Below are 20,654 nucleotides of genomic sequence, written 5' to 3'. Positions count from 1 at the left end.
TTTTGCAAAGATAAAAAACTTAAGTTATGATAGTGTTACTATTATATAATATTGTTGTAATATCATTTATTGTATAATAACTATTATTTGTTTAGTTTTGTTCAAAACTAGCGCAAAATGGAGTATCAATTAAATTTTAACGTAAACCATAACATCTATATCAGAGACCCAGAGAGCAGCGAATTGGGCCGGCAGATTGTTCGTAAGGCCATTGATCTGATATACGAAGTGGGATATGAACATTTTACTTTCAAAAAACTGGCCATTGATATTGGTACAACCGAGGCCAGTATATACAGGTATTTTAAGAATAAACACCTGCTTTTGGTGTATATATTGAACTGGTACTGGAGCTACCTTGAGTTTCTGCTCATGTTTCAGTTAAAAAACATAAGCGACCCTCACCTGAAGCTAAAGACGGTGATTCAGCTACTAACGCGTGAACTACCGGAGAATACCGGTAAAATTGAGTACAATATAACGTATCTGAACCAGATTGTAATTACAGAAAGTAGTAAAGTTTATCTGGTAAAAGAGATAAATGAAATAAACGAGGCAAAGGTTTTTAAGCAGTTTAAAGATTTGTGCAATACGATTGCTGGTATTATTCTGGAGCTGGACCCCGGCTATCCGTATCCGCATTCATTGAGTAGTACACTGATTGAGACTTCGCATAACCAACAGTTTTTCAGTTCGCATCTGAAAAGGCTGACAGACGTAAAAACCGACGAAGATGCCTCGGCCTACGTGGCGGCGTATCTGGAAGATCTGGTTTTCAGGGTGTTAGGGTAGGGAGCTAATTGTGAATTAGTGGATGAGCGGGTGGCGTTCTGGGGAATGAGTGAATACCTGTGTCATGCCTCAGTTCTTTTGAATATAGACTTGGCATGGCAGCGTTTGAGATTTGCTCAGATTATTTTTTTGTGTTTGATTGGATTATTTCAAAAATGCCTTTGAATAGAGTTCTGACCAGATTTTTAATTTCTGTTTCCTTAAAAACGTGAGCGTAGCTAAACTGAAGGTCAATTTGTGTTCTATCTAACTTAATATGGAAACTTCGACTTCTAAAAACGAAACTTAATAGCAGACGAGAGTCGTTAATTTGTTCATTTATCGAGTGCTGCAATTCCTTATCCCAGGTAATCGTATCTATGTCTGTAGATGTATTAATTTCACTGGTTAATTCATCTAAAAATGTAAATCTTTTGCCATCTTTTCCGACGAAATAAATGTCATAAAATTTATTTCTTACTTTGAATAGTTCCTCAAAATCGGTTGATTTTTTATCTAATTCGATAAGAATAGGTTTTATCACCTCCTTAAACAAAAAGTATGTTTTTTCAGAACTTTTTGTTGGGTTCGATATATCTTTACCTAACTGCTCCCTCTTAAACAATGCCACTTGCTTATCAATATCATCCTCTTCTTCTATGCTTTCACCTTTGGTGGCTTTTAATTTGATTTGTAAGGACCAGATTAACTGTTCGCTAATGTAATTTACAAAGACCGGAAGTTTTTTAATATCAGAATCAACCTGATTAAGTGCGTTCAGATAATTCTTTTTGTCAGCCGATTTAATAATAATGGGAGGCAAGCCATTTTTCAGCAAAACATAATTCATCAACAGTCGAGAGATTCTGCCGTTACCATCATCAAAAGGATGAATCCGGACAAATTTGTAATGGAATATAGCGGCTAACTCAACCGGGCTTAATTCTTGTTTTTCTGTTTCTGAATGAAACCAAGCCATTAAATCGTTCATAGCCATTGGGGTATCCATTGGGGAGGTATAATGAAACATCTCTCCGTTTTGTAAAAGAACAGAGTTTGGATGCTGCTTGTATTCTCCGACCTGAATTTTTCTTCTGGTCGATTGTCCGTCTGCTGTAATAGCGTCTTTCCAGAATGGTCTTACCAGAATAATTTCATTGAGTTGCTTTATGTCTCTTTCAATGAGTACATACGATTGGTCTTCAGCTATTTCTTTTATCCAGCGATACGCAACATCATGTGCTTTCATTTCTTCAAATTCGCGCATTTCATGCTGGCCATCGGTTTTATCGAAAATCAACAATAACTTTGTTTCGCCATAGGTAAGGGTATTGCCTTCAATATGATTGCTGTTATAATTAAATTCTAACCTGTATTTATCATCCAGTTTTCTGGCATTTTCTTCAGAAATCGGCGGCAGGGCAGCTAATTCTTGCAACAAAGAACTTATTTTATCGCTTTCGTACATGATAATTAACCTGGTGTCTATTTTTGCAAAAACCAATCTTTACAAAAATAGGAGTATTTGGGCATAATTTAAGTTGAAATTAAAGATTTCTTAATTTATGATGTGTGTATCTGAAGGCGTTGAGTAACTGTGTAGCTAAATTATTGGCTCTGGCATAGTTATTTTGGGGGTTATAAGAAAATAAATGTTTCAGGCGTTTAGATAGTTTTACCAGATATAAAAAAACATTTTACCATGAGAACCATAACTACTTTTTTGCTGATTATGATGCTTTTTACGGCTGCTACCTGTGCCGATTCTGATGGCTATTCGGGGGTGATAGAAAGCATTGAGACCGGGAAGGATGGCTACGTGGCTACTCTGAAAGACGAAAACGGCAAGCGTTTTGAAGCGCTGTTTTCGATTCCGAATATGGGGCCTGATCAATTTAAACGCTGGGAGGTAGGGGATAAGCTAAATTTGGAGGGCGATACCATTCATATCAACCAAACTTATAGGGTTATTGCGCGTAAGGCGGAGAAGAAATGATTTGGTGAATCATTGATTGGTGTAGTAAATACTATTTCAAGTTGTGAGACATTGCGTTCATTGATAACATTGTGGCAATGAAACCATAGCTATTATTCTTTACCCGTGCCACGCCCTTTTACTCATGAGTATAGGCGTGGCACGAGCAATTACTTAATTTGCTTCGGTATAAGCCTTAAAATTATCTAATATGGCCTGCCAGCCCATTTGCTGCATTTCTACGGGGTTTTGGGTTTCGGCGTCGAAAGTTTCTTCTACCTGTGTTTCAGTACCGTTTATGTCTGTAAAAACAATACTTACCTGTCGGCCGTCGCCCATTGTGTAGGCAATCAGCTGGTTTTCTTGTACGTCGTCATAAATGCCGCCGAAATCAAAGCTAAAGCTGCCGTCTTTGGCAGCCATGGTGTATACAAACTGCCCGCCAATACGTAAATCGTTTTCAGCCTTTGGCGTGTGCCAGTCGGGCGATGCGTTGTTCCACTGCATTACCATTTCGGGCGTGGTAAAATATTTCCAGACTTTTTCTACTGGTGCGTTCACAGTGGCCGCTACCGTAATTTTTGTGGGTTGATTACTCATTTCGTCTCCGTTTAATTGGTTAAAGTTGTTTTAATTTTTGGCGTGAAGGCGCCTATAAGCCTGCGGCCATTGGTAACTTATGTTTGGTATATTTGCGGCGTTTGGGGCGTTCAATATACACCAGTGGTTTTTTGTATTTTTTGCCTTTACCGGTAAGCAGGTAGTCGCCTGATACTTTGTATTTTTCAATCAGAATGGTCAGCCATTCCAGTTGCAGAATATCGCGGCTGTGGTCTTTGCGAAGCTGATAGATATTGCGGCTGTTGATGTTGTTTTCGGTGTAGAAATCGTTCATGAAATGGATGTGGCCCATTTGCACGAGTTCGTCCAGAATTTCGAAGAAACGCCGGGTTACCTCCTGACTTTTATCAGATTGCATGTTAGTTAAATTTGGTTTACTAACAGCAAAGTTAATGAATGGCAGTTATGAAAAAATAAAAAAATGTGGTTTGTTAAAGCCTTGTGAAGAGCCGGATTCAGGAATTTAACAATTTTGCCTTTTGCCTGTCAAACTCATCTGTGGTTAATACTCCTGCATCTAAAAGATTTTTAAGTTTTTGAATTTCATCAGCTACCGATGTTACCGGAATATCACCGGTAATAGTGCCTGTTATTTCAATATCTCCTCGTTTACCGATATGCTCTTCAATCATGCTTCTCCATTTTTGGCGTTCTCTATCGGCTGCCTTGTACAAAAGTTCACCATAAGATGTGCGGGTTTTAAGAAAGGCGATAGAATAAATTATTTTTTCGGGGGCACTTATTTCAATATCCAAATCTACGCCAAAATAATTTCTATCATAGCTATTAGCAATTGTATTGTCAAAGTCAATGTTGCGGGGTTTCCTGTAATCCTTTATGATGGATCTTTCAACCGACTTAATACTCTTAATTTGAGAGAAATTGTAAATTTTTGGCTCATAATCAGTTGTAACAAAGCAAATCTTCTTGTTAATTAAATCAAGGCCTAGAGATGTGTTTAAACTTGTTCCATAATGAAACGTAAATGAACCAAGTGCCGGGTGTGAGGCAATATTTTTCTTTCTGGTTTTGTCTTGCAGAGAGGCTACAATGCCAAATGCAATCAATGCAATTACAACAATAATTGAGATTAGTATTAAGATTTCCATCTTACAATTAGCTATAATTTTTCAAAAAGACCTTTTAATTACTTTAAATATTTTATGTACGTCGTTCAAAGATAATTTAAAATCGGCGTATTCGGGGCTGTCGTTACGGCTGTGGCAGGTAATGGTGGCCGTTTCTTTATCAAAGCCCACAATGTCTTTAAACAGTACATTGCGTTTGGTGAGGATAACCCACCCGAATTTTGATTCCCCGAAGCCATTCATCCATAAATCCATTGGTTGTTCTTTGCCCAGCACAATGGCTCTGTCGGGGGTGTCGTCTATCAGGCCGCCATTCATGCTATCGCCGGAAACCCTGAAAGCTACAAAATTACCCCTGTCTATTTTGTCTACAATAAAAGACACCATCTCGTCCGACTGCAGCGCGCCTGCTTCGCCCAGTTCGTCCAGGTAGCGGGCAAAGGCTTCGGCGCCCAGTAAAGGTGCCTGCACTATCAGGTCGCCGTTTTCATTGTTTACAAAGGTATGTATATTACGGCTTTTGCTGCCAGTAGCTTCTTTAGGTTTATAGGTCAGAAATACTTCTTTTATAGTACGTTCGGCCAGGCTTGATACATTCCTGTCGCCGCTTTCCCATAGTTGTACTGCTCTCATAGAAACACCAACAAGTTCGGCGAACTCGGTTTGAGAGAGCTTATTTTTCTTCCGGAAACTTCTGATTTCCGTTCCGCTTATGGCAGTTGCGCTCATATTCATGATGTGTGTTCCGTTAAAGAATTAAATTTTTTTTTGTTATTTACTTGCATAATGCGAACTTGTTCGCTATTTTTGTACATCATTTAACGAACAAGTAAGTATTATTCGACAAAAATACAGAAAATACGTAAATGTGCAATAAAAATTTTAAAAGATTCAGCCTTTTTAGCTCTGGATCCACACAAAACAAATTTATGAACAATAACCGGGTATAACCGGTTGCTGTAACACCTCAAAGCGGCCTGCCCCGGCTGGCCGCTTGCGGGGGGCAGTGCCTGACGCAGATGTGAATGGTATGGAGCGTGCGAGCGATAACAACCTGCGGCCTGATATAAAACCACATGAGGCAAGGGGATGCGTATTATGCCGGAAGATTAGCCACTGGGCAGAAATGGCGCTACTGATTAACAATGAATTTGCGCCGATGCCTGTGGGTTTTGGGTTTATTGTAAAAGATGCCCGGCTGGTGTGCGGCTATGTAGACGGGTTTGACAGAGACAGCGGTGATGCCCTGACACCACCCGGCGAAGCGACCGTTTTTAACACGATTGAAATGCCCTTTTCTGCCAGTACCACTGCTGCTGAGGTTTACGGGTATATTCAGCGGGCGGTTGAGTTGGCTGCCGACAGATGGAGTGCCATTGAAGCGGAAAAAAGCCTTTGGGCTTAAAGATAATGCTGTGACTAGAAAAAGTGTGTGATTTGACGCGTATGCTTTGTTTTAAATCCTCCTCCGGCTGGAGGAGGCATTTCTTTAGAGGTTTAGTTAAGTTAGGTTTATAGAGGTCTGAAAATCCCCTCCGGCTCGGAGGGGCATTTTTTCCGGCCGCCAGAATTTTTAGTCATTTTTTTTAGGGTAAGAATAGATATAACTAACAAATCCTCCTCCGTTTCGGGGGAGGCATTTTTCAACAATCAGTCAGGAGCGAAGCGAGGGTAGGGTGCTGGTTGCTTTAAACAAGAGAAGAGTTTAGGTTTTATATTAGTTTTAGGAACGATTAACGAAAACCCTCCTCTGCTTTAGAGGAGGTGTTTTTTCTGACATCGGCAATTAATTATTTGAACCAACAACAATATATATACAAGGCCGGGTTACTGACAACCACCGGCCATAAAAGCAGGTAATGCCTGCGCTGCCGATATGCTATCTGTGCATGAAACGGCCAATAAACCGGGTTTTTGGCCCATAATTAGTTAAAATTTTTGCCTGTGATTATATCTGCTATGGTTTTATTCCTGCCAGAGAAAACGTAACAATCCCATTTTTAAACCTTCAATCAATACCACAATGACTTTATTCAGAACTTTTCAACCAGCCGATTTTGAACAGATGCTTTACCAGAGAGTAAAAATAACCCAACGAAACAAAGTTTCTATCAGGGGAAAGATACTCGACGTGATTCCGGACGAAACCAACGGCGGCTTACACAAAATAGCTATTCAACAAGATTTTATATGCTCGGGCAGGGTAGGCAAGATAGTGCGCGAAAGCCGGCTGGCCGTTGGCACGGTTTATCTTAGCAACGTAGCCCAGGTAGAGATGTTGGAGCAATGAGGGGTGAGTGAATTAGTGAATTGACTCCACAAATAACACCGTGTGATGAATTATATTGATTTGGTAAATCATTTCTGGCGATTGGATGACGGTGCTCAATTTACGGGTTGGGAAACCAAGCTGTATTTTTATCTATTAAAAACTGCTAATGGTTTAGGTTGGGTAAATGAATTCTGGCATTCAGACGGGCGGGTGTCTGCCAATGTCGGAATGAGCATTAATACGCTGAAGACTTCGCGTAACCGTCTGAAACAGGCCGGGTTGATAAACTTTATAGCCGGGGGCAAGGGGCATGGCAACAAAACCAGGTATCAGATTCTGCCGCCGGAGGTCTGGCATAAAGCCAGAGCAGAAGCAGGGGCAGAGGGCAGCAAGGGGGTCTCGCGCAGTAAATATATACCCGAAATGCCCTTGTTTATGAAACAGAACGACACTGGGCCGTCTGCCATGCCTGCCCATTTGCAGGCGGAACCGACGGAGCAAGACAAAACCCTAAACGAAAACCCAGACGCGCTGCCCTTTGTGGAGCAACACCGCAAGCAGGCCGCCGGACACAGAAGTGAGCCTTTCACGAAAGACGACCTGCGCGCCGATTTACAGGATAGCGAAATATGTAAAATGGCGGCAGGTAAAAATGATATTAAGCCTGAAGAATATGCCACCGCAGTAAACAGTTTTGTGGAAATGAAATTTGGCCTGGGCAAGCAAAAGCAATGGAAAGATATAAGCAGCGCACGTGAGAATTTTTTGTACTGGCTGCCCTACTATAAACAGAACAACCTCAATAAATATGGAAAAAGTAATACCCACAAGACCACCGGCCGACAGATTGTTGAACAACCTGCCGACGACCACTCAGTTGTTGAGCAGGGAGCTGACGGGGTCTTACGCCGAATTTCGGGAACGGGAGTACAGACCTTTGCAGGATGAACTGTTCAAGGCTATTTTTCCGGTGCTGGGCAGGCATGCCAATTCGGCCAGGTTGAGCCCGGCCATGCAGCAGGCTTTTGTGCAGGAGCTGGCCGACAGGCTGACGAGCGAGTATTTCTCTAAAGCCTTTGACTACCTGAAAAAACAACAGAAACAGGAAGCCGCCGAAACCGCCAGAAAACTGCAGGAACAAAAAGAAGCCCGTATAGCCGCCATGCGGAATATATCTGCCGCCGACTTTAAGGGCAGGATACTGGCAAATCTGGATGCACTGGTGGCAGCACGCAACCCGGGGCGTAAATTCAGGCTTGATAATTATTGTGTTAAAGCCTTTGAATTATGCCTCGGTTATTTTCATGCAGCGGGTGCCTCGGCCATGAACAGAAACAAGGGGATATGTTTGCTGGGCAAGGTTGGCACGGGCAAGTCTACCCTGATGGCGGCTTTTCAGGATAACCCGCTGGCGTCTTTCAGGGGTATAAAAGCACAGGAAATTGTAGAAAGCTATGTGAATAACCCTGAGCAGACCATCGACGAAATTCTGGCCGAAAAACCGCTTGGCGGTGATGAAAACTGCTATGGATTTACCAGATATGACCTGCTGATTGAGGAAGTTGGGCGAGAGCAGCTATCGGTAAATGTTAGGGGCGAGTCTTACAAAACCACACCCGTGAACGTAATGGAAAAGGTTTTGCTTGAACTCTACGACCGCCCCGGCGTGCGGGTGCATTTGATATCTAATGCCGAAACCCCCGAAAAACTGGCCGCTCTGTATGGCGAAGCCGCCGCCAGCCGCATTTATGATATGTTTAATGTTATAACTTTTGACCCCAAAGCGCCCAACAGGCGGTACGGGGGCTGAGTAAGGGGGCGTTTTCTGTTCTTGATGCAGCCACCGGCAAAACGGATTTGCCTGTTGGCTTGTTTTTTTTGATGGGGCAGTCGGTTAAAAAGTATTTCATTGCGCAAACATTATTTACATGATTTTTGCAGCTTTTTAGTTTGTACAATAATTACCATGAATCCTTAGCCTAATAAATTTACAGTTGTCTAAAACAGGTCAGTATCCTTTTTTCAAGCAATACCAGTAATTATAGAAAACCCCTTGACATAAAGATCATTACTGACAGGAGCGCATCACAAACCATTGCGAAGTTTGGTTTGGAAAGCATTTGGAAGTGTGGCAGCCTATTTTAAAAATATTCAACTTATTCTGTTTATTATACAAGGGAAGCCTTAAGTCGCTTCCCTTGTAATCTGTGTAAGAGATTTAGCGTTTGGCTACAAAACCTGAACTCCATTTGCATTTAATTATAGTACTTTTTTTTAAGCCACTGGCTTATTTTTACCAATAAAATCAGAACGGGAACTTCTACCAACGGCCCGATTACGCCTACAAATGCCTGAGGTGAATGGATTCCGAATACCGCTATTGCCACCGCAATAGCTAGTTCAAAATTGTTTCCTGTGGCGGTAAATGCAATGGCTGCGTTTTTGTCGTACGGCACACCCAAAGATTTATTGATAAAGAAGCTTAAGAAAAACATGAGTACAAAATAGACGACTAATGGTATCGCAACCTTCACGACATCCATAGGCAACTCTATTATTTTATCACCTTTCAGGCTGAACATCAATATTATGGTAAACAGTAACGCATACAATGTAATCGGCGAAATTTTTGGCACAAATTTACGGTTATACCATTCTATGCCTTTTGATTTTACAAGGAAATAACGGCTTAGAAAACCAGTCAAGAAAGGGATGCCTAAATATATCAAAACACTTTCGGTCACGTCTTTTATAGATACGCTTACATTGAAACTTGCCAAGCCTAATTTGTTTGGCAGTACATTAATAAACAGCCAAACTAAGAAACTGTAACTAAATACCTGAAAGATGCTGTTTAATGCAACTAATAAGGCTGCATATTCTCGGTTACCTTTTGCCAGGTCATTCCATACTATAACCATTGCAATACATCTTGCTAAACCTATCAGTATCAATCCTATCATATAATCCGGCTCACTTCTTAAAAAAAGAATGGCTAAACCGAACATTAAAATTGGTCCGATAATCCAGTTTAACAATAGCGAGATGCCGATAGCTTTTTTATCCTTCAATACTAAAGGCAACAATGAGTAATCCACCTTTGCCAGTGGCGGGTACATCATCAATATCAAACCTATGGCCAGCAGAATATTAGTAGTGCCAAAGGATAGCGTATTTGTAATTTTTGAAAAACCCGGAAAGAAATATCCTATGCCTAAACCAAGTGCCATTGCAAGGAATATCCACAAGGTAAGGTAACGGTCGAGAAATTTTAGTTTTGGTTGCATTGGCTACTTTGTGATTTTTGAAAAAACATAAAACATTTCCAATGCTATCTGTAAGCTCCTTTCTGAATATACTGTTGTCTGTTCAGGGGAATTATCTGAAATTTTAGGATCTTCAAAAGTGATGGGAATCCTTTTTTCAGCACCAGCGATAAAAGGACATCCGCCGTCGGCCTGTGAGCAGGTCATGATAGCAGCAAAAGTAGATACAGGATTAAAAGGACTGTCATACTTTTTAGAAAATCCAATTATCGGTTGAGAATTATCACTATATTTTATGGCATAAACAGGATTAGTGCCATCATGTATTTTGAAAATATTAAATCCCTGATTGGATAAAGTTTCTGCTACTTTTGGAAACAATGCTGTTTCTTCTGTGCCTCCTGAATAGCAATTCACATTCTCAATATCGAAATGAGAGGCGGCTACTTGTGCCCAAACCTGTGATAAATGGCTCCTGCGCGAATTATGGGTACAAATGAAATTTATATTTATTTGCTGCCTGCTATTGACTTTCAGCTGAATAAAATCAATCAATGGCTGTAAGGTTCTTTTGCGCTCATTGTTATTAAATTTTTCCCATTCTAACTGTTGAATGGTCTCTGACAACATTGGATACATAAATAGTCTAAATTAAGGGTTTAACAGCATCCTGAATTTGGAGTGCAGGAATTTGATTGATTTGCAGTTAATTCGGAAAGGCTTTTCTTTTGTTTTCCTGAAGGAATTCCGCAAGCATCCTGAGCCAGGCAAGCCGTCGTTTTATTTTTCAATACAAATGTATTTCCATTGAAATCCAAACCGTACTTACCAATAGTATTACTTTGGTATTCCACTTCTATCTCAGCATCTTCAATTCCTAATTTTTCTTCCGAAAGTCTGATTATACTTAATAGCTTTCCTGGTTTCAATCGGTGCTCATAATCATTGGCATCCCACAATTGAAAATTGACTGCTTTTTCATTGCGGATTACGCCGCCACAATCAATAAAATTTTTGTTGATTTGTCCGATTTCGGTAACGTGGAAGTGTTCAGGAACAAATGTTCCGTTTTCTAATTGAAATTCAACATTTTCTAATGCTGGTAAAATTTCTTTGATTTCAGATAACTTCATAATACTAAATTTAAAATGATAAAATAGATAAACGTTATATAGCAATATGGCGATGTTAAAATGTAAAAAAATGCCTTAACAGCACTGCTTTACGTTAACATTCTGATTGAAAAAGCCATTAAATTCTTCTTGAAATTGTTTCCATACCTTTTCGTCAATACAGTAACAAACTGATTTTCCTTCAATTGAACCTTGAATAATCCCTATGGTTTTTAATTCTTTTAAATGTTGTGAGATAGTTGCCTGCGCTAATCCTAATTCCTCAACCAGATTATTACAAATACATGCTTTTTGGTTGATAATATACTGCAGGATTGCTATTCTGGCTGGATGCCCTAAAACTTTAAGAAGCGATGCCAGTTTATTTTGCTCGTCTTTATATATTTCTGTTTTTGTAACTCCCATTTCTACATTTATTTACATCGTAATATTACGATTACATTGCAATATTACGATAATAAGATTAAATACAAAAGATTTTCGTTTTTTATTTTTGAAGACTCACGGTTAAACCTTTAAAAATCAACAAAAAAAGTAAAAAAAATTGAATCATAACACCGAAGCTGTACTATAATAAAACAGAACCTGAGCCTGATTGAGATGGATGGCAAAACCATGGCCTGATAACCTATCTGAAAGATTGCGCGGGTATTTTCACCCAAAAAAAAGACAAGGTATAAAATACCCTGCCTTTCCGACTTAAAGTTTAACCTCTCGATTTCAATCTTTAAAACACATCAATTATTTACCCTAAAATGTTTTTAATTTTTTTCTGCAAGCCGGGCTTTGCCTTGCCCGGTTATGCCTTTGGTTGTGGTATGGGAAGCGTTTTTTTATAAACAGGCAAATCAAATGCCATGCCGATTATAGCCCGTAAATATTAATTTACAGATTTTTCAAATGCATTATGTAAGGGTATTTTAAGCAATAGAGGCAGAGGCAATAATGCCTTTGCAAAAGAAAAGAATGTCATAAATAATAGGTTAAAAGTATTTAGTACCCTTGGTACCGGTGGCAAAATAATAAGAAAATATTTAAAACAATAATTTTCAGGTTTTTTTTTGGCCTGGGTATTGGGCGTGGGCTTTGCCAGGCACCGTAGGCACGGCGGCATATTTCATGATAAAAATCATAATTCTACCTAGTTGGTATCATAATTTATGTAGGGGCCTGATTCTAATTTTGAACCGCAATAAAGACAATACGGTAATGTTGTGCTGTAGTAGTTTAGCAAACATTCTTTTTTTTTTCGATTAGCTCATGTAGTTAGAAACGCGAAAAATTTACACAACAAGAGCTTAAAAGTATTTGTCAAGGGTTTGTAGAATTAGGTTCTAGATGAGGTTAAAAAGGCAGGCGTTGCCTGCCTTTTTTCTACAATTGCCCGGTGGCTGCAGGTTTTTCATTTTAGTATGTAGTAAATAAGCGTGAACGGTTCGCACAATAGACATTGGTATAATGATTTTTATAAAAGCTTAGGATTAGAACAGTTAGGTTAGAAGAAGACAGGCCATGCCTGTCTTTTTTCTGATTATGGCATTCAGCCGTCAGCTATTCTTTTTTCAGGGTACACGTACAGCCTGTAAAATACCGGTTGAAAATTCTTTTAACAGGTATTTAATACTTTCTTAAAACTAAAGCTAATGTCTTGATGTTCAGGGTCTGACAGGCTTCAAACAATCTTGATAATGCAAACACCCGACTCTAAGTTTTTCTGGCAATATAATGTTTCAGACTGGGTTCAATGGCTTGGCAGTTCAGACACTGGCTTAACCGGGGCATCTGCACAGCAGCGTTACAAGGCATCGCTTTCCGGCCGCAAAAACAGGTCTGGTTTCAGAAAAGACCTTGATTTGTTTTTGGGGCAGTTTAAAAATCCGCTTATGCTTTTGCTGATAGGCGCGGTTATTCTCTCGGCTTTTCTGGGCGACAGCTCAGACGTTTTCATTATTCTGTTCATTATCTTAAGTACAAGCGTGCTTAGTTTTCTGCAAGAACGCAACGCAGGGCGCATTGTAGAGCAGTTGCAGGGGCTTATCAGCCTGAAAGCCATGGTTATCAGAGACGGCCAGCCGCAAAAGGTGGCGTCGGCAGGGGTGGTGGCCGGAGACCTGCTCGTGCTGAAAGCCGGTGACATTTTACCCGGCGACTGCCTGCTGATGGAGGCCAATGAATTATATGTAAACGAAGCAAGCCTGACGGGCGAGTCGTTCCCGGTCAGGAAAGAACCCGGCCTGATAGAGAAAGAAACTGCGCTTGCCAAAAGAACCAATTGCCTGTGGGAAGGCACCAATATTGTAAGTGGCACAGCCAAAGCGCTGGTGGTTCATACCGGAGCCGACACCATATTTGGCAGCATTATTAAAAGCAGCGGTGTTACCACAGAAACGTCGTTCGAAAAAGGCATCAGGGATTTTGGTTTTTTTCTGATGCGCATTACGCTCATCCTGTCTATTTTTATACTGGTTGTTAATTTGCTTGAACACGAAAGTGTGATAGAGTCGACACTCTTTGCGCTGGCGCTGGCCGTGGGTATGGCTCCAGAACTGCTGCCGGCCATTACCACCATTGCCATGAGTGCCGGAGCCAGGCGCATGCTGAAAAAGAAAGTAATTGTAAAAAAGCTGGCTTCTATACAGAATCTGGGTGAGGTAAACCTGCTTTGCACCGACAAAACCGGCACCATAACCGAAGGCGTAATAGTAGTAAATGCGGTGCTTGACGGCACGGGTAAAGATAGCCCGTTTGTGAAACAACTGGCGTTCTGGAATGCTACGTTTGAATCTGGCTACAGTAATCCGATTGATGATGCGCTCAGGCAAATGACGGTTGGCGATATACAGCCAGCCACCAAAACCGGAGAAATACCTTATGATTTTATCAGGAAACGCCTGAGCATTGCGGTTGAAACCGGAGGCGAAAAGCTACTGATAAGCAAAGGTGCATTTGGGCAGATTACGGCTATATGCAGCCGGATACGGTTATCTGACGGTACTTTGGAGGCCTTTGATACCTACCGCGCCCAAACAGAAGACCGTTATGCCCAGTATGGTAGCCAGGGGCTAAGGGTAATTGCTGTGGCCTATAAAAACATAACCATAGGCAACCCCGGAAAAGCTGAAGAGACCGACATGATTTTTGCAGGCTTTGTATTGCTGCAAGACCCCATTAAGGCAGGCATAACAGACACCCTTGCCCTGCTGAAACAATTGCACATAGATTTGAAAATCATTACCGGCGACAACCAGAACATAGCCCGCACCATTGCACAAAACATAGGCATTGCGCAACCGCTGGTGATGACAGGCAAAGAACTGATGAGCACCAGCACCGAGGCGTTGACACAAAAGGTAAAAAGTGTGCATATTTTTGCCGAGGTTGAGCCGCAACAAAAAGAGAGCATTATTCAGGCATTGCGGAAGTCGTACACGGTGGCTTACATGGGCGACGGCATTAATGATGTGGCTGCCCTGAATGCTGCCGATGTGGGGATATCGGTAGATAATGCCGTAGATGCCGCCAAAGAAACAGCCGATTTTGTGCTGATGGAAAAAGATTTATCGGTGCTGGCAGATGGCATGCGCGAAGGCCGCAAAACATTTGCCAACACGCTCAAGTACATTTATATAAGCACGGGGTCTACCTTTGGTAATATGTGCAGTGTGGCTTTTGCCTCGTTGATACTGCCGTTTTTGCCCATGTTGCCCAAACAATTGCTGCTTACTAATTTTCTTACCGATTTGCCTTACCTGATGGTGGCGTCTGACAACGTGGATGAAGAGCAACTGGACAAGCCGGGCAAGTGGCGGCTTAAGGTAATCAGAAACTACATGGTAGTTTTTGGGATCCACAGCTCTTTGTTTGATATCATTACGTTTCTAACCCTGATGTTTGTGCTGAAGGCTAAGGAGGCCACGTTTCAGACAGGCTGGTTTATTGAGTCTGTTTTGTCTGAGTTGTGCATCTTGTTTATCATTCGCACGCATAAGAATTTTTTCAAAAGCAAGCCGGGCGGCTCGTTGTTTCTGTTGAGTATAGCAGGGTTGGTGCTCACCATCGCATTGCCCTATCTGCCGTTTGCGGCAAGCATTGGGCTGGTGCCTTTGCCACCTGTTTATCTGGGAACCATGCTGTTAATTGTGCTGGCCTATATTATTACGGCCGATATACTGAAAGTCTGGTTTTTCAGGCATTTTCAGGGAGCCGGGAAGGGGTAACGCAGAAGAGTAAAGGCAATAAGCACTGAAAATAATCTGAATTGCAGCTTTAAGGCCATTAAAATGGCTAAATTATGGGTTAATACGGGTCTTTACTGAGAAAGAACGAGCAGCACGCTTTTTTTCTTCAAGTAAAGAGTTGTCCTGTAAAGTTTCTGAAATTTCTTTTAATGTCTGCAATTTGGTCAAAAAACCAATGATTGCAGCTCTTTGTTCTCTTTGGGTAAATACATTTTTATCTAAAACATCTTTGAGCCATTCGGCAAAGCCATCAGCCAATGCAGGAGACGAACTGATGGAATCGTAGATGGCATCAGATACCAGATTGAAGTCTTCGCGTTTGATATGAAAGATTTCTCTTTGTTTAATATCTGTATCAGTAGTTGTCATAATATTAAAATTTCTTCTAAGGTAATTAACGTTTTTGTTCCTGATTTAGTTACCTCCAGCACTTCAAAACTTGTATTAGGTAAAAATAGAACCTCTTTTTCGTTTTGACCTGATTTTACTCCGAATTTAGAGAAATTTTCAATATCCCTGCCAGATTTGCCATAAATTGTAAACAAGGTATCACCTTTAGAAAACAGATTACCAATTAAAGAAGATTTGCTGGTAGACAAAAATAGTGGCTCCTGGATAGTGGTTCGAGAATTAAATGCTTCAATGTATCTTTGTTTTTGTAATTTATTTAGCTGGCAACCCCTGAATACCAACTGGTTATAAACAGGTAATTTTTGTAAGGTTAAACTTAAAAACCTGGCATAATCACTCATTAGGTTGCCATTACTTTTAATCAATAATTCGTTTGTTGCTTCATAGCCTTCCTCCGAATAATGATATATCAGCGCAATTTCAAAGCTAGTGAGTCGGGCATCAGATAAATCAAGTTTTTGAACGGCAGCAAGCGCTGAAGGTAAATGCCTGATTACGTAATCTTCCAATTCCATTTTTTAGTCATGCCTATTTTGTTCAGCCACAGATTTTAATTTTAAAAGCAGTGGCTGAACACGATTTTTGAAAACACCTGCTATCGGTTTTTAATTCAATGCGCCAAACAGAAGGCTAAATGGTTTCTTCTTTTATCTGCGTTACGTCAACCCCCAGTTTTGTAAATGCTTTTTCTCCTTCGGCGGTAATATAAAAATGTTTGTCGGTTGGCGTTTGTCTGGCAATCCAGCCTTTGTTTATAAAGGTTTCAGCCAGCAGCATGCCCAGTTTACCACCTATGTGTTGGTAGCACATTTTTGCAGGTTTTACTTTTTCAGTCATTTGATTGGTGTTTAAGTTTTACTCAGGCAGTAGGCTGTCGTTCCAGTCGCGGATGGTAAATGATTTCACCAGCCCTTCCAGTATAAACGGGTCTTCGGTTACAAATTGCTCGGCGGCGGCACGGGTCTTGAAAATAGCCATATTGCCAAAGTCGCTAAACGGCCCGATGCCAATTACCTGGCCTGTTTCAATGTATTTTTGTACTACTTCCAGATGGCGCGGATATGCCGCCATGATAGTCTCCATTGTTGCGCCAGACGGCTCGCCAATTACTACTGCTTTCATAGAAATAAATAGGTTTATGTTTTGTGTTCAGAAACGGTTTGGTGGCGTTGAGCCATCAGGCAAACAGGCAGGTAAGTATGGCTTTAATTTTTATCAGTTTAGCTCTCTCTGAAAGCCTTTGGTTAAAGCCCCGGATGAGGAATGAGTCAAGCCTGCAACCTTCTGTTTAATGCCGGAAGCGCCTATGCAAAGATGCTGAAAAGCATGGGGTTTTCAAGGCCATTGGGCGTGTTTATTTTAGAGAGTGGCCGTGGGATAAATCGGTACAGCTTGTATAACAAAAGTGAAAATGCTGTTTTGATGCTTCAGATAGAAATTAGACTTTTCGCAATGGTTGTAAAGACAAAATGAAAAATCCGGCAGAAGCCCTGCCGGATTTTTGAAATGTAATTGGCAGATTGTTTTGAGACGCAGTCTCTTTTTTTAAATTTCGCTTAAGTTTTAGAATATAAGATGTCTGTTGCAAACCTGTCAACTCTCCTAGGATATTTGAACGTGGTATTCAGACTCTTCCCTGTAATTATAGCCAGGGCCACTTCTCAAAGTAATTTTCTGTATTACTGGTGTTTGCCATTTTTTCTTAGCAGGAGTTTTAGTGGTGTGTACGGTTTTCATTTCTTTTTGGGTAGAGTATAAGTTAATGTTGTTGGTTTACGTAACGAATTAGCTGGTAATTGAAAAATACAGATGGATGAATACAGAAATTGGATTCAGCAAGCCACACCTTTACCAGACCAGTACTTTCATAGTCAGGCATGGGGCCGACCAAAAACTTTTGAGTTAGCCCCGGTTTATTATGCCAGAATAAATTTTTAAAGTTTATGAAAGATCATTGTTATAAATTCCACTTTCATTAATATCTCTTATACTTCCATTATTGACAGCCAAAATCCTCATTTTGGGTACTATCCATGTTTTCTTTCCTTTAGCTTTAGCTATGTTGTTGTGTTTTTTGGTTGGTTCTTTTTTCATTTTTTTGTGTAGAGTATAAGTTAATGTTGTTGGTTTACGTAACGAATTAGCTGGTAATTGAAAAATACAGATGGATGAATACAGAAACAGTGTTCAGTAAGCCACACCTTTACCAGACCAGTACATTCATAGTCAAGCATGGGGCCGACCAAAAACTTTTGAGTTAGCCCCGGTTTATTATGCCAGAATAAATTTTTAAAGTTTATGAAAGATCATTGTTATAAATTCCACTTTCATTAATATCTCTTATACTTCCATTATTGACAGCCAAAATCCTCATTTTGGGTACTATCCATGTTTTCTTTCCTCTAGCATTAGCTATGTTGTTGTGTTTTTTGGTTGGTTCTTTCTTCATTTTTTTTTGGTAGATTATAAGTTAATGTTGTTGGTTTACGTAACGAATTAGCTGGTAATTGAAAAATGGAGATGGATGAATACAGAAAACGGTCTTCATTTTTTTGGGTAGATTCTCTGTTAATTATTAATTGTGCTTACTTATGTATCCGTCAATCAGCCATTGACGAATAATTAATTATGGGCGGTAGAAAGAAAGAGTGATTGAGTGGATTAAACATTCACAGCGGTTTTCTTGAGCGTACCGGGGCGTAAAAATGCGAAATGGTTTTAAAAATTCAAAAATATTCCCGGGTGATAAGTTACTAAAAGGTTAAAAAATTATTGAACGGCGCCATTACCAAAGTGCAGTGGAGGTGGGAAATATATTGCCATAAGGCCAGGCAAACAATTGATAAAGGCAATTGTGTATATTTTGGTACCTCTTAGTCATTTTGCTGGCTGGCAGTTTTAACAATGGTTTTGTTTTAGTTATTTTGCCAACTTTTCAAATTGTCATACACAACCCGTACACAATGAGTCACTACTGGGGCTGCATAAGCCTTTCATCTGATTTTGACGCTACCGGCATCTACCATCAGATGCAGAAAAGCATGGAATTCTTCAAGGCCGACGCCCACGTTGATTATCAATCGGCAGAGGCGGTTTTAGCCAATGATATAGTATTTATTACGCCCGAATCGGTTGGGCAAACCCAGCTTTGCCGCAATGAACGTTATGTGCTGGTGGCTACTTGCAGGCTGGATAACCGCCCTGAACTGGCACAAAAGCTAGGCCTTAGCGAAACCCTTACCGATTATACGTATCTGCTGGAAGCCTATATTAAGTTTGGTAAAGACTGTGTGAAGCATCTCGTGGGCGACTTCTCTTTTGTGGTATGGGATACCCACACCCGCACGCTTTTTATGGCTAAAGACCAACTGGGTATCAGGCCGCTGTTTTATTATCAGGATACCCAAAAGCTGGTTTTTTCAACCACCATGCAGGCCATCAAGGCAGTTATTACACCTGTGCTGAACCAGCGCTACATAGCCATTGAGCTTAAAAATTATGTGCAGGATTACGCGCCCACCTTGTTTGAGAATATACACCGGTTTTTGCCTGCGCACTATGCGCTGGCAGATACGGCAAGGGGAATGTTTGAAACCGCCAGATACTGGGAGCTGGAGGCCGAGGATATATCGGGGTTCAGGAACGAGGCCGAATTGTATACAGAGCTCAACAGGCGTTTTACCGAAGCAGTGGTATGCCGCGCCCGCACGTACAAAAACGTAGGTTGCCAGCTAAGCGGTGGGTTAGATTCGTCGGCCATTGCGGTTTTGCTTTCCAGAAACATCCCTAAACAACGCCTGCATACGTACTCATTTGTGTTGTCTGACAAAACACGGCCGTATTCAGAGAGGGGTATTGACGAACAGGGAACACAACAAGCCATTATTGATTATGCCGGCTTGCTGCCGCAGAATCATCATAAAATAGATGATTTTCATTTTAAAGATGTATATGAGCAACTGGAGCGCACCGATTTGGTAATGGGTGGGTTTGCCAACTCTGACTGCCTGTGGCAGGACTCGCTGTTCAAGACGGCCTCGGCCGATAACGTGGGTGTGATGATGAGCGGTTTCCCGGGCGACGAAGGGATATCATGCTCCGGAAGTAACTATTATTATGAGTATTTCGGGAATTTTGATATTCCGGCTATATGCAGGTTCTTTATGAAATATCCGCTACGTGGCCCCAAAAGAATGCTTGATTACCTGCGGGCCAGATGGCGGGGTTCTCTTGTAAAGGGCTATGATAAAATACAGCAGGGCAGAAACCTGCTACGGGCCGACAGCCCCTGGCATCAGCAGCTGAAAGACGAAAGTTTTTTGTTTTATCCTACATTTAAAAAATGGTTTAAAGAACAGATAACCCGCCCGCATACCTGCCACCGGACAGAGTCTGAAGGTGCGTATGCCCTTACACATGGCATGGAAACGGTGTATCCGATGGCCGATATACGTTTAGTCAGGTTGGCGTATAGTCTGCCTGTAGAAATGTTTGCCCCTGCTACTTATAACCGTGCGCTTTTCAGAAATATGTGCAAAGATATGCTGCCCGATACCGTAAGGCTGCAACCGAAGTTTAGCGGAGCCATGACACTGGCATTTGCCGAATACTGGAAGAAAAAAAACATTGAAGACCTGAAGACTTACCAGGTTACAGACCCTCTGCAAATGATGTTGCCCGATAAACGGCTGGCGCCAGATGCCGACCTGATGGATATGTTAATGAGGCTTAATTATTACTACATAGACTACTTTGTTAACAAATATATGCCTGCAAAAGCAAATTAAGTGGGGGTAGATAATTGTTTAAACCTGAACGAATGTTGTTTAAGTTACCTGCTAAAGTTTTTTTTAGCACGGTGGCAGCAAAAAAAAACACT

General features: G+C 41.0%; 22 protein-coding genes. 7 read left to right on the top strand and 15 right to left on the bottom strand.

Going from position 1 to position 20,654, the window contains the following annotated elements; genetic code table 11:
• The first annotated feature begins 117 nt into the window (after positions 1 to 117).
• Positions 118 to 792 (top strand): TetR/AcrR family transcriptional regulator, encoded by a 675-nt coding sequence (locus MB380_RS14235; RefSeq protein ID WP_253524897.1) that lies wholly within the window; start codon positions 118 to 120, stop codon positions 790 to 792.
• A 121-nt stretch (positions 793 to 913) separates the two neighbouring features.
• Here the strand turns inward: MB380_RS14235 and MB380_RS14230 are convergent, their stop codons facing one another.
• Positions 914 to 2,239, bottom strand: a complete 1,326-nt coding sequence (locus MB380_RS14230; protein ID WP_253524894.1) for a Fic family protein — start codon at positions 2,237 to 2,239, stop codon at positions 914 to 916.
• Between the two features lie 234 nt (positions 2,240 to 2,473).
• On the opposite strand from MB380_RS14230, the gene MB380_RS14225 reads away from it, so the two are divergent.
• A complete protein-coding gene (locus tag MB380_RS14225; protein WP_253524891.1) occupies positions 2,474 to 2,767 on the top strand; it encodes a hypothetical protein in 294 nt (97 codons plus the stop codon).
• Between the two features lie 153 nt (positions 2,768 to 2,920).
• On the opposite strand, the gene MB380_RS14220 is transcribed toward MB380_RS14225, so the two are convergent.
• The 4 genes from MB380_RS14220 to MB380_RS14205 all read right to left on the bottom strand — a co-directional run bounded on the left by MB380_RS14220 (position 2,921) and on the right by MB380_RS14205 (position 5,190).
• Positions 2,921 to 3,346, bottom strand: a complete 426-nt coding sequence (locus MB380_RS14220) for an SRPBCC family protein (RefSeq protein WP_253524888.1) — start codon at positions 3,344 to 3,346, stop codon at positions 2,921 to 2,923.
• A gap of 52 nt (positions 3,347 to 3,398) precedes the next feature.
• Positions 3,399 to 3,725: a hypothetical protein gene (locus tag MB380_RS14215; RefSeq protein WP_101726422.1), complete on the bottom strand. Its 327-nt coding sequence runs from the start codon at positions 3,723 to 3,725 to the stop codon at positions 3,399 to 3,401.
• Positions 3,726 to 3,822: 97 nt separating this feature from the next.
• Positions 3,823 to 4,476, bottom strand: a complete 654-nt coding sequence (locus MB380_RS14210; RefSeq protein ID WP_253524886.1) for an SHOCT domain-containing protein — start codon at positions 4,474 to 4,476, stop codon at positions 3,823 to 3,825.
• A gap of 21 nt (positions 4,477 to 4,497) precedes the next feature.
• Positions 4,498 to 5,190 carry a helix-turn-helix domain-containing protein gene (locus MB380_RS14205; RefSeq protein WP_253524883.1) on the bottom strand — a complete coding sequence of 231 codons (693 nt, stop codon included), beginning with the start codon at positions 5,188 to 5,190 and terminating at the stop codon, positions 4,498 to 4,500.
• A 295-nt stretch (positions 5,191 to 5,485) separates the two neighbouring features.
• On the opposite strand from MB380_RS14205, the gene MB380_RS14200 reads away from it, so the two are divergent.
• From MB380_RS14200 to MB380_RS14190, 3 genes are all read left to right on the top strand, one after another.
• The gene (locus tag MB380_RS14200) at positions 5,486 to 5,860 is read left to right on the top strand and encodes a hypothetical protein (protein WP_253524833.1); all 375 of its coding nucleotides are present in this window, start codon (positions 5,486 to 5,488) and stop codon (positions 5,858 to 5,860) included.
• A gap of 618 nt (positions 5,861 to 6,478) precedes the next feature.
• Positions 6,479 to 6,745 carry a hypothetical protein gene (locus tag MB380_RS14195; RefSeq protein WP_253524831.1) on the top strand — a complete coding sequence of 89 codons (267 nt, stop codon included), beginning with the start codon at positions 6,479 to 6,481 and terminating at the stop codon, positions 6,743 to 6,745.
• Between the two features lie 790 nt (positions 6,746 to 7,535).
• Positions 7,536 to 8,537: a hypothetical protein gene (locus MB380_RS14190; protein WP_253524828.1), complete on the top strand. Its 1,002-nt coding sequence runs from the start codon at positions 7,536 to 7,538 to the stop codon at positions 8,535 to 8,537.
• 445 nt (positions 8,538 to 8,982) lie between these two features.
• On the opposite strand, the gene arsB is transcribed toward MB380_RS14190, so the two are convergent.
• From arsB to MB380_RS14170, 4 genes are all read right to left on the bottom strand, one after another.
• Positions 8,983 to 10,014, bottom strand: a complete 1,032-nt coding sequence (gene arsB / locus MB380_RS14185) for an ACR3 family arsenite efflux transporter (protein ID WP_253524825.1) — start codon at positions 10,012 to 10,014, stop codon at positions 8,983 to 8,985.
• A gap of 3 nt (positions 10,015 to 10,017) precedes the next feature.
• The gene (locus tag MB380_RS14180) at positions 10,018 to 10,632 is read right to left on the bottom strand and encodes a low molecular weight phosphatase family protein (RefSeq protein ID WP_253524822.1); all 615 of its coding nucleotides are present in this window, start codon (positions 10,630 to 10,632) and stop codon (positions 10,018 to 10,020) included.
• A 20-nt stretch (positions 10,633 to 10,652) separates the two neighbouring features.
• Positions 10,653 to 11,126 (bottom strand): DUF6428 family protein, encoded by a 474-nt coding sequence (locus tag MB380_RS14175; protein ID WP_253524819.1) that lies wholly within the window; start codon positions 11,124 to 11,126, stop codon positions 10,653 to 10,655.
• A gap of 75 nt (positions 11,127 to 11,201) precedes the next feature.
• Positions 11,202 to 11,531 (bottom strand): helix-turn-helix transcriptional regulator, encoded by a 330-nt coding sequence (locus tag MB380_RS14170; RefSeq protein ID WP_253524816.1) that lies wholly within the window; start codon positions 11,529 to 11,531, stop codon positions 11,202 to 11,204.
• 1,283 nt (positions 11,532 to 12,814) lie between these two features.
• On the opposite strand from MB380_RS14170, the gene mgtA reads away from it, so the two are divergent.
• Entirely contained in the window at positions 12,815 to 15,343 is a 2,529-nt protein-coding gene (gene mgtA, locus MB380_RS14165) for a magnesium-translocating P-type ATPase (RefSeq protein ID WP_253524799.1), read from the top strand.
• Positions 15,344 to 15,415: 72 nt separating this feature from the next.
• Here mgtA and MB380_RS14160 read toward each other — a convergent pair whose 3' ends face one another.
• The 6 genes from MB380_RS14160 to MB380_RS14135 form a co-directional block, all read right to left on the bottom strand.
• Positions 15,416 to 15,733 (bottom strand): hypothetical protein, encoded by a 318-nt coding sequence (locus MB380_RS14160; RefSeq protein WP_253524780.1) that lies wholly within the window; start codon positions 15,731 to 15,733, stop codon positions 15,416 to 15,418.
• Positions 15,730 to 16,290, bottom strand: a complete 561-nt coding sequence (locus tag MB380_RS14155; protein ID WP_253524764.1) for an ADP-ribosyltransferase domain-containing protein — start codon at positions 16,288 to 16,290, stop codon at positions 15,730 to 15,732. Before MB380_RS14155 ends, MB380_RS14160 begins: the two co-directional genes overlap by 4 nt.
• Before the next feature lie 115 nt (positions 16,291 to 16,405).
• Positions 16,406 to 16,612: a hypothetical protein gene (locus MB380_RS14150; protein WP_253524761.1), complete on the bottom strand. Its 207-nt coding sequence runs from the start codon at positions 16,610 to 16,612 to the stop codon at positions 16,406 to 16,408.
• An 18-nt stretch (positions 16,613 to 16,630) separates the two neighbouring features.
• Positions 16,631 to 16,897, bottom strand: coding sequence for a YciI family protein (locus MB380_RS14145; protein WP_253524758.1), 267 nt, complete (start codon positions 16,895 to 16,897; stop codon positions 16,631 to 16,633).
• Positions 16,898 to 17,716: 819 nt separating this feature from the next.
• Positions 17,717 to 17,869 carry a hypothetical protein gene (locus MB380_RS14140; protein WP_253524743.1) on the bottom strand — a complete coding sequence of 51 codons (153 nt, stop codon included), beginning with the start codon at positions 17,867 to 17,869 and terminating at the stop codon, positions 17,717 to 17,719.
• Between the two features lie 202 nt (positions 17,870 to 18,071).
• The gene (locus MB380_RS14135; RefSeq protein WP_253524740.1) at positions 18,072 to 18,224 is read right to left on the bottom strand and encodes a hypothetical protein; all 153 of its coding nucleotides are present in this window, start codon (positions 18,222 to 18,224) and stop codon (positions 18,072 to 18,074) included.
• 514 nt (positions 18,225 to 18,738) lie between these two features.
• Between MB380_RS14135 and MB380_RS14130 the strand changes: the two genes are divergently transcribed.
• Positions 18,739 to 20,562 (top strand): asparagine synthetase B, encoded by a 1,824-nt coding sequence (locus MB380_RS14130; protein ID WP_253524737.1) that lies wholly within the window; start codon positions 18,739 to 18,741, stop codon positions 20,560 to 20,562.
• The last annotated feature ends 92 nt before the right edge of the window (positions 20,563 to 20,654 follow it).

The sequence above is a fragment of the Emticicia sp. 21SJ11W-3 genome, assembly GCF_024138715.1.
In the GTDB taxonomy this organism is placed as follows: domain Bacteria; phylum Bacteroidota; class Bacteroidia; order Cytophagales; family Spirosomataceae; genus Emticicia; species Emticicia fluvialis.
The sequence above is the reverse complement of the archived record's forward strand: the minus strand, read 5'-3'. Positions and strand labels throughout refer to the sequence as shown.

What these genes read in the sequence shown, in the direction of transcription:
- MB380_RS14235 (WP_253524897.1), top strand. Translation starts at nt 118, where the DNA reads ATGGAGTATCAATTAAATTTTAACGTAAACCATAACATCTATATCAGA.
- MB380_RS14230 (WP_253524894.1), bottom strand. Translation starts at nt 2,239, where the DNA reads ATGTACGAAAGCGATAAAATAAGTTCTTTGTTGCAAGAATTAGCTGCC.
- MB380_RS14225 (WP_253524891.1), top strand. Translation starts at nt 2,474, where the DNA reads ATGAGAACCATAACTACTTTTTTGCTGATTATGATGCTTTTTACGGCT.
- MB380_RS14220 (WP_253524888.1), bottom strand. Translation starts at nt 3,346, where the DNA reads ATGAGTAATCAACCCACAAAAATTACGGTAGCGGCCACTGTGAACGCA.
- MB380_RS14215 (WP_101726422.1), bottom strand. Translation starts at nt 3,725, where the DNA reads ATGCAATCTGATAAAAGTCAGGAGGTAACCCGGCGTTTCTTCGAAATT.
- MB380_RS14210 (WP_253524886.1), bottom strand. Translation starts at nt 4,476, where the DNA reads ATGGAAATCTTAATACTAATCTCAATTATTGTTGTAATTGCATTGATT.
- MB380_RS14205 (WP_253524883.1), bottom strand. Translation starts at nt 5,190, where the DNA reads ATGAATATGAGCGCAACTGCCATAAGCGGAACGGAAATCAGAAGTTTC.
- MB380_RS14200 (WP_253524833.1), top strand. Translation starts at nt 5,486, where the DNA reads ATGGAGCGTGCGAGCGATAACAACCTGCGGCCTGATATAAAACCACAT.
- MB380_RS14195 (WP_253524831.1), top strand. Translation starts at nt 6,479, where the DNA reads ATGACTTTATTCAGAACTTTTCAACCAGCCGATTTTGAACAGATGCTT.
- MB380_RS14190 (WP_253524828.1), top strand. Translation starts at nt 7,536, where the DNA reads ATGGAAAAAGTAATACCCACAAGACCACCGGCCGACAGATTGTTGAAC.
- arsB (WP_253524825.1), bottom strand. Translation starts at nt 10,014, where the DNA reads ATGCAACCAAAACTAAAATTTCTCGACCGTTACCTTACCTTGTGGATA.
- MB380_RS14180 (WP_253524822.1), bottom strand. Translation starts at nt 10,632, where the DNA reads ATGTATCCAATGTTGTCAGAGACCATTCAACAGTTAGAATGGGAAAAA.
- MB380_RS14175 (WP_253524819.1), bottom strand. Translation starts at nt 11,126, where the DNA reads ATGAAGTTATCTGAAATCAAAGAAATTTTACCAGCATTAGAAAATGTT.
- MB380_RS14170 (WP_253524816.1), bottom strand. Translation starts at nt 11,531, where the DNA reads ATGGGAGTTACAAAAACAGAAATATATAAAGACGAGCAAAATAAACTG.
- mgtA (WP_253524799.1), top strand. Translation starts at nt 12,815, where the DNA reads ATGCAAACACCCGACTCTAAGTTTTTCTGGCAATATAATGTTTCAGAC.
- MB380_RS14160 (WP_253524780.1), bottom strand. Translation starts at nt 15,733, where the DNA reads ATGACAACTACTGATACAGATATTAAACAAAGAGAAATCTTTCATATC.
- MB380_RS14155 (WP_253524764.1), bottom strand. Translation starts at nt 16,290, where the DNA reads ATGGAATTGGAAGATTACGTAATCAGGCATTTACCTTCAGCGCTTGCT.
- MB380_RS14150 (WP_253524761.1), bottom strand. Translation starts at nt 16,612, where the DNA reads ATGACTGAAAAAGTAAAACCTGCAAAAATGTGCTACCAACACATAGGT.
- MB380_RS14145 (WP_253524758.1), bottom strand. Translation starts at nt 16,897, where the DNA reads ATGAAAGCAGTAGTAATTGGCGAGCCGTCTGGCGCAACAATGGAGACT.
- MB380_RS14140 (WP_253524743.1), bottom strand. Translation starts at nt 17,869, where the DNA reads ATGAAAAAAGAACCAACCAAAAAACACAACAACATAGCTAAAGCTAAA.
- MB380_RS14135 (WP_253524740.1), bottom strand. Translation starts at nt 18,224, where the DNA reads ATGAAGAAAGAACCAACCAAAAAACACAACAACATAGCTAATGCTAGA.
- MB380_RS14130 (WP_253524737.1), top strand. Translation starts at nt 18,739, where the DNA reads ATGAGTCACTACTGGGGCTGCATAAGCCTTTCATCTGATTTTGACGCT.